General features: G+C 70.6%; 10 protein-coding genes and 1 rRNA gene. 10 read left to right on the top strand and 1 reads right to left on the bottom strand.

The annotated features are described in order from the left end of the window. Window positions 1–104: 104 nt before the first annotated feature. Window positions 105–1076 carry a quinone oxidoreductase family protein gene (locus K318_RS0113485; protein WP_029089858.1) on the bottom strand — a complete coding sequence of 324 codons (972 nt, stop codon included), beginning with the start codon at window positions 1074–1076 and terminating at the stop codon, window positions 105–107. Window positions 1077–1233: 157 nt separating this feature from the next. On the opposite strand from K318_RS0113485, the gene argC reads away from it, so the two are divergent. The 10 genes from argC to K318_RS0113435 all read left to right on the top strand — a co-directional run. Further along, on the top strand, window positions 1234–2322 hold the full coding sequence (gene argC, locus K318_RS0113480) for an N-acetyl-gamma-glutamyl-phosphate reductase (RefSeq protein WP_156914025.1): 1089 nt from the start codon (window positions 1234–1236) through the stop codon (window positions 2320–2322). Between the two features lie 64 nt (window positions 2323–2386). After that, window positions 2387–3547, top strand: a complete 1161-nt coding sequence (argJ, locus tag K318_RS0113475; RefSeq protein WP_029089856.1) for a bifunctional glutamate N-acetyltransferase/amino-acid acetyltransferase ArgJ — start codon at window positions 2387–2389, stop codon at window positions 3545–3547. Between the two features lie 90 nt (window positions 3548–3637). Beyond that, the gene (gene argB / locus K318_RS0113470) at window positions 3638–4552 is read left to right on the top strand and encodes an acetylglutamate kinase (RefSeq protein ID WP_029089855.1); all 915 of its coding nucleotides are present in this window, start codon (window positions 3638–3640) and stop codon (window positions 4550–4552) included. Beyond that, complete coding sequence (locus K318_RS0113465) at window positions 4549–5799, top strand: acetylornithine transaminase (protein WP_029089854.1); 1251 nt, start codon at window positions 4549–4551, stop codon at window positions 5797–5799. Before argB ends, K318_RS0113465 begins: the two co-directional genes overlap by 4 nt. Further along, window positions 5796–6734, top strand: a complete 939-nt coding sequence (gene argF / locus K318_RS0113460) for an ornithine carbamoyltransferase (protein WP_029089853.1) — start codon at window positions 5796–5798, stop codon at window positions 6732–6734. The genes K318_RS0113465 and argF overlap by 4 nt, the downstream gene beginning before the upstream one ends. A 1-nt stretch (window position 6735) precedes the next feature. Continuing rightward, window positions 6736–7314: an arginine repressor gene (argR, locus tag K318_RS21985; RefSeq protein ID WP_051298018.1), complete on the top strand. Its 579-nt coding sequence runs from the start codon at window positions 6736–6738 to the stop codon at window positions 7312–7314. Between the two features lie 31 nt (window positions 7315–7345). After that, complete coding sequence (locus K318_RS0113450) at window positions 7346–8557, top strand: argininosuccinate synthase (protein ID WP_029089852.1); 1212 nt, start codon at window positions 7346–7348, stop codon at window positions 8555–8557. Further along, a complete protein-coding gene (gene argH / locus K318_RS0113445) occupies window positions 8554–10023 on the top strand; it encodes an argininosuccinate lyase (protein ID WP_029089851.1) in 1470 nt (489 codons plus the stop codon). Before K318_RS0113450 ends, argH begins: the two co-directional genes overlap by 4 nt. A gap of 196 nt (window positions 10024–10219) precedes the next feature. Beyond that, entirely contained in the window at window positions 10220–11509 is a 1290-nt protein-coding gene (tyrS, locus tag K318_RS0113440) for a tyrosine--tRNA ligase (protein ID WP_029089850.1), read from the top strand. A gap of 439 nt (window positions 11510–11948) precedes the next feature. Further along, window positions 11949–12083: ribosomal RNA gene (locus K318_RS0113435) — 16S ribosomal RNA — on the top strand; the annotation flags it as partial.

Genomic DNA, 12083 nt, shown 5'->3' with positions numbered 1-12083 from the left:
CCGTACGGCCGCGGCACCGGGGCGGGCCGGGGGCCCGCAACACGGCGACCCGGTGCGACACATCGCGTCGCAGACCGACATGCGGGCGCCGTGCCTGTCCGCGCTCAGGGCACGAGGACGACCTTGCCCGTCGTCTCGCGGCCCTCGAGGGCGCGGTGGGCCTCGGCGGCCTCGCCGAGGGAGAATGTGCGGCCCACCCGGAAGTCCAGCCAGCCGTTCTCCAGGCCGTCGAACAGCATGGCCGAGCGCTCGGCGAGCTCCTCGGGCGTGCGCACGAACCACTGCAGCGAGGGCCGGGAGAGGAAGAGGCCCCCGCCGGAGTTGAGCCGCTGGATGTCGAACGGGGGCACCTGGCCGCTCGCTCCGCCGAAGAGCACGAGCGAGCCGCGCACCGCCGTCGCCCTCAGCGAGGCGTCGAAGGTGTCCTTCCCCACGCCGTCATAGGCGACGTCGACGCCGCGGCCGTCGGTGAGGTCGAGGACGGTCTGGGCGACATCGACCCCCTTGCCGTAGAGGAACACCTCATCGGCACCGGCGGCGCGGGCGAGCCCGGCCTTCTCCTCCGTGGAGACGGTGCCGATCACGCGGCCGCCCAGGTGCCTGATGAGCTGGGTGAGGAGGAGCCCCACGCCTCCGGCCGCGGCGTGGACGAGCGCCGTCTGGCCCGCCTCGATCCGGTGCGATCCGGTGGCGAGGTACTGCGCGGTGAGTCCCTGGAGCGGGATGGCCGCGGCAGCCTCGAAGCCGACCCCCTCGGGCACGCGCATCGCCATGTCGGCACGCACCACCGCCCGCTCGGCGTACGAGCCGGGCGCATCGTGCCAGGCGACGCGGTCGCCGGGGGAGAGATCACTCACGCCCTCGCCGACCTCGGCCACGACGCCCGCGCCCTCGACGCCCACGATGTGCGGGTAGTCCATGGGGTAGACCCCGGAGCGGCGGTACGTGTCGATGAAGTTCACGCCGGAGGCGCGGACGTCCACGAGGAGCTCACCCGGACCGGCGGCGGGGGCTGCGACACCGCCGTACTCGAGGACCTCCGGCCCGCCGGCCGCCATCGCGCGCACCGCCTGCATCTGCTCGGTCATGCTGTTCTCCCTCTTCGTCCTTCTTCGGGCACTGACCATCGTAGGGATTCCGGAGGCGGGCTGTGGCGGTAATCTCATGGTGCGGTGCCGGAACCGGGGCGCCCTGCGGCTGGATAAAAACGCGAAGTTGCGTATGATTATGCATATGCAGACCTTCACCGTCGCCGTCTCCGGCGCCACCGGCTATGCCGGGGGCGAGGTCCTCCGCCTCCTCGCCGGCCATCCGCAGCTGCGAGTCACCACCGTCGCAGGGCACTCGACGGTGGGGGAGCGGCTCGGCGCCCACCAGCCCCATCTGACCACTTTCGCCGATCTCGCCATCCAGCCCTCCGATGCGAGCGCACTCGCCGGCCACGACGTCGTGGTCCTCGCGCTCCCGCACGGGGCCTCGGGCCGGATCGCGGCGGAGCTCGCGGCCACGAGTCCCGAGACCCTCATCCTCGACCTCGCCGCCGATCACCGGCTCACCTCGGCGTGGGCCTGGGAGCGCTTCTACGGCAGCGAGCACCAGGGCAGCTGGGACTACGGCCTGCCCGAGCTCATGCACGCCGACGGAACGAAGCAGCGCGAGACGCTCCGGCGCTCGACCCGCATCGCGGTGCCCGGCTGCAATGTCACCGCCGTGACCCTGGGCCTCCAGCCGCTCGTCGCCGCCGGTCTCATCGATCCTGCCCGGCTGACCGCGACCCTGGCCAACGGCGTCTCGGGAGCGGGGAAGGCGCTCAAGCCGCACCTGCTGGCCGGTGAGATCCTCGGCGATGTGAGCTCGTACGCACAGGCCGGCACCCACCGGCACATCCCGGAGATCGAGCAGAACCTCGCCCGCGTCCTCGGGATCCCGGAGGCGTCCCAGCACGACGGCGGCGTCCGCATCTCCTTCACCCCCACGCTCGTGCCGGTGGCCCGTGGCATCCACGCCACCCTCAGCGCACCGCTCACCGTCCCCGTCGCCGAGGCCGGCTCCCGCGCGGGGGAGGCCTTCGCCTCGGCGTACCGCGAGGAGCCCTTCGTCACCGTCCTGCCGTCGGGGCTCTGGCCGCGCACGAGCTCCGTGACGGGCTCGAACACCGCACAGATCCAGTACGGCATCGACGAGCGTGCGGGCACCGTGCTCGTGTCCGTCGCCCTCGACAACCTCGTGCGCGGCACTGCGGGCCAGGCGCTCCAGTCCGCCCACCTCGCGCTCGGCCTCGACGAGGCGCTCGCCCTCCCCGCGGACGGCGTCGCCCCCTGAGCCGCGGTCCTGACCGGCTCCGACCCCGACCCGCTGAAACCCCGCCTCCTCCAGGAGAGAACACATGAGCGTCACTCACCCCGCAGGCTTCTCCGCCGCCGGCCTCACCGTGGGCCTCAAGCCCTCCGGCAGGTCGGACCTCGCCCTCGTCGTCAACGACGGCCCCTCCGATGCCGTGGCGGCCGTGTACACGTCCAACCGCTGCAAGGCGAATCCCGTCCTGTGGTCGGAGCGGGCGAGTGCGGACGGGCGGGCCCGCGCCGTCGTCCTCAACTCGGGAGGCGCCAACTGCTACACGGGCGAATTCGGCTTCCAGACCACGCACCTCACCGCCGAGCGCGCCGCCGCCCTCCTGGAGATCTCGCCGGCGGATGTGCTCGTCTGCTCGACCGGTCTCATCGGCGTGGGCGGCCAGGACTTCCGCGACCGGATCGTGGACGGGCTGCCGGGCCTGATCGCCGAACGGGGGAGTGGGGAGGCCCACGGACAGGCCGCCGCCGAGGCGATCATGACCACGGACACCGTGCCCAAGACGGTCGCACTCGATGCGGAGGGCTTCCGTGTGGGGGGCATGGCGAAGGGCGCGGGCATGCTCGCACCGGGCCTCGCGACGATGCTTGTGGTCCTCACCACGGATGCCGCCGTCGAGCAGGACGTGCTCGAGCGAGCTCTGCGCGCGGCGACCGCGCAGTCCTTCGACCGGCTCGACACGGACGGGTGCATGTCGACCAACGACACCGTCGTGCTCATGGCCTCGGGTGAGGCGGGCACGACCCCGAGCGAGGCCGAGCTCACCGCAGTCGTCACGCAGGCCTGCCTCGACCTCACCGCACAGCTGCACACGGATGCGGAGGGAGCCCACCACGACATCGCGATCACGACGCGGGGGGCCGTGAGCGTCGACGACGCCGTGACCGTCAGCCGCGCCGTCGGCCGGTCCAACCTCTTCAAGGCCGCGATCTTCGGCGAGGACCCCAACTGGGGGCGGGTCGTGGCCCAGGTGGGCGTCACGGATGCGGAGTTCGACCCCACGACCATCGACGTCACGATCAACGGTGTGCGCGTGTGCGCGAACTCCGCCCCGGACGCGGACCCCGAGACCGTCGTGTTCTCGCGGAAGGTCGACGTCGTCATCGACCTCAAGGCCGGGAGCGAGTCCGCGACGGTGTGGACCTCGGACCTCACCCACGACTACGTCGAGGAGAACAGCGCCTACTCGACCTGAGCGCACACCTCCCGGCGGGCCGCCGGCATCCGCGGCCGGTCCGCAGCGGCACATGACAGCCGACGGCACACGACAGCAGAGGAAGAGACCATGAACAGCGAGGAGCGGCTGGCGCAGGCGCAGTCCAAGGCCGCAGTGCTCACCGAGGCGCTGCCCTGGATCAAGGAGTTCGCCGGGGCCACCATCGTCATCAAGTACGGCGGCAACGCGATGATCAGCCGGGAGCTCCAGCAGAGCTTCGCCGATGACATCGCCTTCCTGCGCTTCGCGGGCCTCAAGCCCGTCGTCGTGCACGGGGGCGGTCCGCAGATCACCGCGATGCTCGAGCGGCTGCAGATCGCAAGCGAGTTCCGCGCCGGCCAGCGAGTCACGAGCGAGGAAGCTGCCGAGGTCATCCGCATGGTCCTGTCCGGGCAGGTGAACCGGGAGATCGTGAGCCGGATCAACATGAACGGCGATGCCGCCGTGGGGCTGTCCGGTGAGGACGCGGACCTGCTGCTCGCCACCCCCACGACCGCCGTGGTCGACGGCGAGGTGGTGGAGCTCGGCCGCGTGGGAGAGATCCAGCAGGTCAACACCGACTTCCTCCACGAGCTGCTCGACGCCGGCCGGGTGCCCGTCATCTGCTCGATCGCCGCGGAGACCGGCGGCGAGGCCGGCAAGCCCCTCAATGTGAACGCGGACCTCGCCGCCGCGGCGATCGCCCGCCGGCTCAGGGCGGACAAGCTCGTCATGCTCACCGACATCGAGGGCCTCTACCGGGACTGGCCGGACCGCGACAGCCTCATCTCGAGGATCAGCCCGGAAGAGCTGCGCGAGCTCCTGCCGCGCCTGGACTCCGGCATGATCCCCAAGATGACCGCAGCACTCGAGGCGCTCGACGCCGGGGTGCACCAGGCCCACATCATCGACGGCCGGGTGGCGCACTCGCTCCTCATCGAGGTCTTCACCTCGGAGGGCATCGGCACCATGGTGACGCACGACGCGGAGGGAACACAGTCATGAGCTGCACCGCAACGGCAAGGTCCGCAGAGGCCGCAGAGACCGCCTGGCAGGCCGAATACCACGATGCCCTCATGCCCGTCTTCGGGACCCCGCAGCGCCTGCTGGTGCGCGGCCAGGGCTCGCATGTGTGGGACGCGGACGGGAACCGCTACCTCGACCTGCTCTCCGGCATTGCGGTGAACGCTCTCGGTCACGCCCACCCGGCGATCGTCGAGGCGGTCACCGAGCAGATCTCCACCCTCGGACACATCTCGAACTTCTTCGCCTCCCGGCCGCAGATCGAGGCGGCCTCCGAAGTCCTCGCGCTCGCGAAGGCGCCGGAGGGCTCGACGGTGTTCTTCTCGAACTCCGGGGCCGAGGCCAATGAGGCGGCGCTGAAGATCACCCGCCGCACGGGAAGGTCGAAGATCGTCTGCGTCGAAGGCTCCTTCCACGGGCGCACGATGGGCGCGCTCGCGCTCACCTCGAAGGCCGCCTACCGCGCGCCCTTCGAACCCGGTGTGCCCGGGGTCGTCCACGTGCCCTTCGGCGACGAGGCCGCCCTGCGGGCCGCGGTGGACTCCGACACCGCCGCGGTGTTCTTCGAGCCCGTCCAGGGCGAGTCCGGGGTGCGGAGACATCCGCAGGGCTACCTCACCGCCGCGCGCGAGGCCACGAGTGCGGTCGGTGCCCTCCTCGTCCTCGACGAGGTGCAGACGGGAGTGGGGCGCACGGGGGCGTGGTTCGCCTTCCAGCACCCCGAGATCGGCGAGGGCGTCAGCCCGGACGTCATCACACTGGCCAAGGGCCTCGGCGGCGGCATGCCGATCGGTGCGACGGTGGCCTTCGGCGCCGATGTCACGAAGCTCCTGCAGGCCGGACAGCACGGCTCGACGTTCTCGGGCAACCCCCTCGCGACGGCCGCCGCGCTCGCCGTGCTGCGCACCCTCGGGCAGGAGGGGCTGGTCGACCGCGCCGCGCAGCTCGGTGCGAGCGCCCGCGACGCCCTCACGGGCCTCGACGAGGTCAGCGAGGTGACCGGAGCGGGCCTGCTGCTGGGCCTCGAGCTGTCGGACGGGCAGGCCAAGGCCGTCGCGGCGGCCGCGCTGGAGGCCGGGTACATCGTCAATCCCGTCACCGAGACCCGCCTGCGGCTCGCCCCGCCGCTCATCGTCACCGAGGACGAGCTGCTCGGCTTCGTCCGTGCCCTGCCCGGGATCGTCGCAGATGCCGCAGCCCAGACCGCCTCCGCAGAAGGAGCCTCATGACCCGCCACTTCCTCAAGGACACGGATCTCTCCCCGGCCGAGCAGGCCGAGGTGCTCGAACTCGCAGCCCGGCTCAAGGCCGACCCCTATGCCGAGCGCCCGCTCGCCGGCCCGCAGACCGTCGCGGTGTTCTTCGACAAGACCTCGACGCGCACGCGCGTGAGCTTCGCCGCCGGGGTGAGCCAGCTGGGCGGCAGCCCGCTCATCGTCAACCCGGGCGAGAGCCAGCTGGGCCACAAGGAGTCCATCGCGGACACCGCCCGGGTGCTCGAGCGCATGGTCGCGGCGATCGTCTGGCGCACCTTCGCGCAGGCCGGGCTCGAGGAGATGGCCGCGCACTCCTCGGCGCCCGTCGTCAATGCGCTGTCCGACGACTACCACCCGTGCCAGATCCTCGCCGACCTCCTCACGATCCGCGAGCACCGGGGCACCGGCGAGGGCAACGGCCTGGCCGGGCTCACCCTGAGCTACTACGGCGACGGGGCGAACAACATGGCGAACTCCTATGCGCTCGGCTGCGTGAACGCGGGCATGCACGTGCGCATCGCCGCGCCCGCCGGCCACCAGCCCGCCGCCTCCGTCGTCGCCGAGGCCGAGGCGCTCGCGGCCGTCACCGGCGGCTCACTCACCGTGACGGACGATCCCCGCGCCGCCGCGGCCGGCGCCGATGTCCTCGTCACCGACACCTGGGTCTCGATGGGCCAGGACGCCGCCGGCCGCGACGACGAGGCCTCTCCGTTCGTGCGGTACCAGGTCACCCAGGAGCTCATGGAGCTGGGGAACGATCCGGTCTTCCTCCACTGCCTGCCCGCCTACCGGGGCAAGGAGGTCGCCGCCGAGGTCATCGACGGACCGGCCTCGGCGGTCTTCGACGAGGCGGAGAACCGCCTCCACGCGCAGAAGGCGCTGCTCGCCTGGCTGCTGGCGAAGGCCTGAGATGACGCAGCCGCAGTCCGCGGAGCACGCCCAGACGAAGACGGCGCGGCAGCGGCTCATCGTCTCGCTCATCGAGCGGGAGCCGATCCCCTCGCAGTCCGAGCTGCTGGGCCGGCTCGCCGAGCACGGCGTGCGGGTCACGCAGGCCACCCTGTCCCGCGACCTCGGCGAGATCGGCGCGGTCAAGGTGCGGGCGGCCTCGGGCGGGGTCTACGCCGTGCCGGGCGAGGGAGGGGACAGGTCCAGCCTGTTCTCCGCCCAGGGCGCGGACGTCTTCGACGCGAAGCTCCAGCGGCTGCTGGAGGAGGTGCTCGTGAGCGCGGTCCGGTCCGGGGCGCTCGTGGTCCTGCGGACGCCGCCGGGCGCCGCACAGTACCTTGCGAGCGCGATCGACCGCTCCGTCATGAGCGGGGTGATCGGCACGATCGCCGGCGATGACACGGTGCTCGTGATCGCCTCGGGCGAGACCGAGGGCGGGCGCATCGCCCGGCTGTTCCTCGAGCTCGCGGGCCACCCCGGTCCCGAGCACGAGACGGATGACGGACAGGCGAGCGGTCCCGGCCGCGATGCCGCAGAATAGACGCGAAGAGAACGAACAAGGAGACATCTCAATGACAGAACGCATCGTGCTGGCCTACTCCGGTGGGCTCGACACCTCCGTGGCGATCGGCTGGATCCAGGAGGCCACCGGCGCCGAGGTCGTGGCCATGGCCGTCGACGTGGGGCAGGGCGGTGAGGATCTCGAGACCATCCGCCAGCGGGCCCTGGACTGCGGCGCGGTCGAGGCCTATGTGGCGGACGCGCGCGACGAGTTCGCCGAGGAGTACTGCATGCCGGGCCTCAAGGCCAACACGCTGTACATGGACTCCTACCCCAATGTGTCCGCGCTCTCCCGGCCGCTCATCACCAAGCACCTCGTGCGCGCGGCGCGCCAGTTCGGCGCCTCGACGGTGGCTCACGGCTGCACCGGCAAGGGCAACGACCAGGTGCGCTTCGAGGTCTCGCTGACCTCGCTCGCACCGGACCTCAAGTGCATCGCCCCGGTGCGCGACCTCGCGCTCACCCGCGAGGCCGCCATCGAGTACGCCGAGCGCAACGAGCTGCCGATCGTCACGACCAAGTCGAACCCGTTCTCGATCGACCAGAACGTGTGGGGGCGTGCGGTGGAGACCGGCTTCCTCGAGGACATCTGGAACGGCCCCACGAAGGACGTCTACGACTACTCCGACGACCCGGCGTTCCCGCCGCCGGCCGACGAGGTCACGATCGAGTTCGCCCAGGGCGTCCCGGTGCGCATCGACGGCCGCGAGGTCACCCCGCTGCAGGCGATCGAGGAGCTCAACCAGCGCGCCGGCGCACAGGGGATCGGCCGCATCGACATCGTCGAGGACCGCCTCGTGGGCATCAAGTCCCGCGAGGTCTACGAGGCGCCGGGCGCGATGACGCTCATCACGGCCCACCGCGAGCTCGAGAACATCACGCTCGAGCGCGAGCAGGCCCGCTTCAAGAAGCTCGTCGACCAGCGCTGGACCGAGCTCGTCTACGACGGCCAGTGGTTCTCCCCGCTGAAGAAGAACCTCGACACCTTCGTCGACGCCTCGCAGGAGTACGTCTCCGGTGAGATCCGCATGGTGCTGCACGGCGGCCGGGCCACGGTCGAGGGCCGCCGCTCGGACTCGACGCTGTACGACTTCGGGCTCGCCACCTACGACGAGGGCCAGACCTTCGACCAGTCCGCCGCCCGCGGCTTCATCGACATCTTCGGCCTGTCCTCCAAGCAGGCCGCGGCCCGCGACGTGAAGTTCGGGCGGAACGAGCTGTGAGTGCCGCCGGGAAGCCGTCCGGGCAGGAGGCCGCCGGTGCGTCGGCGGACACCGAGCGTGTGAGCCTGTGGGGCGGGCGGTTCGCCGCCGGTCCCGCGGATGCGCTCGCGCAGCTGTCGAAGTCGACGGACTTCGACTGGCGGCTGGCCCGCTACGACATCGCGGGCTCCCGGGCGCATGCGCGTGTGCTCTCGCGTGCCGGCCTCCTCTCGGACGAGGACCTCGCGGGCATGCTCGCAGCGCTCGAGACGCTCGAGGCCCGCGTGGTCGACGGCTCGTTCGCCGCCGCGGAGTCCGATGAGGACGTGCACTCGGCGCTCGAGCGCGGGCTCATGGAGATCGCAGGCCCGGAGCTCGGGGGCCGGCTGCGCGCCGGCCGCTCGCGCAACGACCAGATCGCGACGATGGGGCGCATGTACCTGCGCGACCACGCACGCGTCGTCGCCGGGCTCGTGCTCGACACCGTCGCAGCGCTCGTGGAGCAGGCCGCGGCGCACCCCGAGGCGCCCATGCCCGGGCGCACGCACCTGCAGCACGCGCAGCCCGTGCTGCTGGCACACCATCTGCTCGCGCACGCCTGGCCGCTCATGCGCGATGTCGAGCGCCTGCGCGACCTCGATGCGCGGCTCGCGGTGTCGCCGTACGGCTCCGGGGCCCTGGCCGGCTCCTCGCTCGGCCTCGATCCGCAGGCCGTCGCCGAGGAGCTGGGCTTCGCGGACTCGGTGGAGAACTCCATCGACGGCACCGCCGCCCGCGATGTCTTCGCGGAGTACGCCTTCGCAGCGGCGATGATCGGCGTGGACCTCTCCCGGCTCAGCGAGGAGATCATCGCGTGGGCGACCAAGGAGTTCTCCTTCGTCACCCTCGACGACGCCTTCTCGACGGGCTCCTCGATCATGCCGCAGAAGAAGAACCCGGACGTCGCGGAGCTCACGCGCGGCAAGGCGGGCCGCCTCATCGGCGACCTCACGGGGCTGCTCTCGACGCTCAAGGCGCTGCCGCTCGCGTACAACCGCGATCTGCAGGAGGACAAGGAGCCCGTGTTCGATGCGACGGACACGCTCGAGCTGCTGCTGCCGGCCTTCACCGGAATGGTCGCGACGCTCGAGTTCCACACCGAGCGCATGGAGCACCTCGCTCCCCGCGGTTTCGCTCTCGCGACGGACATCGCGGAATGGCTCGTCCGCCAGGGTGTGCCGTTCCGGATCGCGCACGAGCTCTCGGGCGAGGCCGTGCAGCTCGCGGAGTCCCGCGGGGTCGAGCTGTGGGACCTCTCCGACGAGGACTATGCGGGCATCTCCGCCCACCTCACGCCCGCCGTGCGCGAGGTGCTGACCACCCACGGCTCCATCGACTCGAGGAACGCCAAGGGCGGTACGGCCCGCTCGGCGGTCGCGGCTCAGCTGGAGAGCGCACGTGCGCATCTGGCGCAGCTGCGGGAGTTCGCCGGTCAGCGCCTGCGCTGAGGCCGGGCGCTCCGACGGCAGCCGCGCCCCCGGGCCGGGACTCAGCTCTCCGGTCCGGGGGCGCCGTGCTGCCGCCGGACTCCGCCCTCGCACCGGCGGCGGGCGGGAAGGATACACTTGCCCCGGCGCACGACCGCGACCCGGCCGGGAACTCGGCTGCTGGGGCGGGAGGCGCGAGAGACGTGAAAGGAACATCGTGACCGACATCCTCAGCGAGCTCCAGGCCCGCGGCCTGGTGGCACTGTCCACGGACGAAGACGCGCTCCGGCGCGCGCTCACCGAGGAGACGGTGAACTTCTATGTGGGCTTCGATCCCACCGCGCCCAGCCTGCACATGGGCAATCTGGTGCAGATCCTGTTCGCGCGCCGCCTGCAGCTGGCCGGGCACAATCCGTTCGCGCTCGTGGGCGGAGCCACGGGGCTCATCGGCGATCCTCGCATGTCGGGGGAGCGCACGCTCAACCCGCGCGAGGTCGTCGACGGCTGGGTGGAGAAGATCCGCGGTCAGATCGAGCGCTTCCTCGACTTCGAGGGCACGCATGCCGCGCAGATGGTGAACAACCTCGACTGGACGGGCCCGATGTCCGCGATCGACTTCCTGCGCGACATCGGCAAGCACTTCTCCGTCAACAGGATGCTCGCGAAGGAGACGGTGGCGACCCGGCTGAACAGCGAGCACGGGATCTCGTTCACGGAGTTCTCCTACCAGATCCTGCAGGGCAACGACTACCTCGAGCTGCATCGCCGCCACGGCATCACCCTGCAGACCGGCGGCTCCGACCAGTGGGGCAATCTCACCTCGGGCGCGGATCTCATCCGCCGGGTCGAGCAGAAGAGCGTGCACGCGATGGCGACGCCGCTCATCACGAAGGCCGACGGCACCAAATTCGGGAAGACGGAGAGCGGCACGGTGTGGCTCGACCCCGAGCTCACGAGTCCCTATGCCTTCAGCCAGTTCTGGCTCAACGCCGACGACCGCGATGTCGTCAAGTACCTCAGGGTGTTCTCCTTCAAGCCGCTCGAGGAGATCGAGGACATCCGCGAGCGCTTCGAGGCCGCGCCCCACACGCGCATCGCGCAGAAGGAGCTGGCGCAGGAGATCACGACGCTGGTGCACGGAGAGGAACAGGCCGCGCAGGCCTTCGCCGCGGCCGAGGCGCTCTTCCGCGGCGGTGAGCTGCGCGAGATCGTCCCGGCGACGCTCGCGGCGGCGACCGCCGAGCTGCCTTCGGGAACCGTGAGCGCCGCGGCGATCTCCGCGGGCCTGCCGGTGGCGGATGCCTTCGCCGAGGCGGGGATCGTCAAGTCGAAGTCCGATGCCCGCCGTGCTCTCAAGGACGGCGGTGCGTACGTCAACAATGCGAAGGTGACGGGGGAGGATGCGGTGCTCGGCACCGAGGATGTGCTCCCGGCCGGTGAGCAGGGTGTCGTCGTGCTGCGCAGGGGGAAGAAGACCCTCGGTGCGCTCCACGTCGTGAGTGCCTGATCCACCTTCCCGGCCCGCCGAGTGAGCGGTTTCCGTAGGTTCGCGACGCGCGAACCTGCGGAAACCGCTCACTTCGTGTATGGGGGCGCAGGCACAGCTGCCTCCGGGATAGTGTGTCGCAGGCCACGTGATTCCGGGTTGCGCGGCGGCCTGGGGGCGTATAGAGTTACATCTCGTTCGCAGGGAAGTGAACGGCGGCTGAACAGCCGAGCGGATCCCCTGCGAAGCACTTCTCCTTGAGCGCTGCGCGTGCGTGTGTGGTGGGATGGGTTTGTGTGTCTGTTCTTTGAGAACTCAATAGCGTGTTTGTTTGTTTTTATGATGCCAGTATGTTTTATGTGCTGGTGAATCAGAACCCTGTCCATCAGCCTCCTGTGTGGGGTTGGTGTGGTTTTTGATTGACTGGTCAGGATTGCGCACACATCCTTAATGTTGTGTGTTTTTGGAGAGTTTGATCCTGGCTCAGGACGAACGCTGGCGGCGTGCTTAACACATGCAAGTCGAACGCTGAAGCCCTCAGCTTGCTGAGGTGTGGATGAGTGGCGAACGGGTGAGTAACACGTGAGTAACCTGC

The organism is Brevibacterium album DSM 18261 (genome assembly GCF_000426445.1).
GTDB lineage: Bacteria > Actinomycetota > Actinomycetes > Actinomycetales > Brevibacteriaceae > Brevibacterium > Brevibacterium album.
Note: the sequence above shows the minus strand (reverse complement) of the source record. Positions and strands in the feature narration are given on the sequence as shown.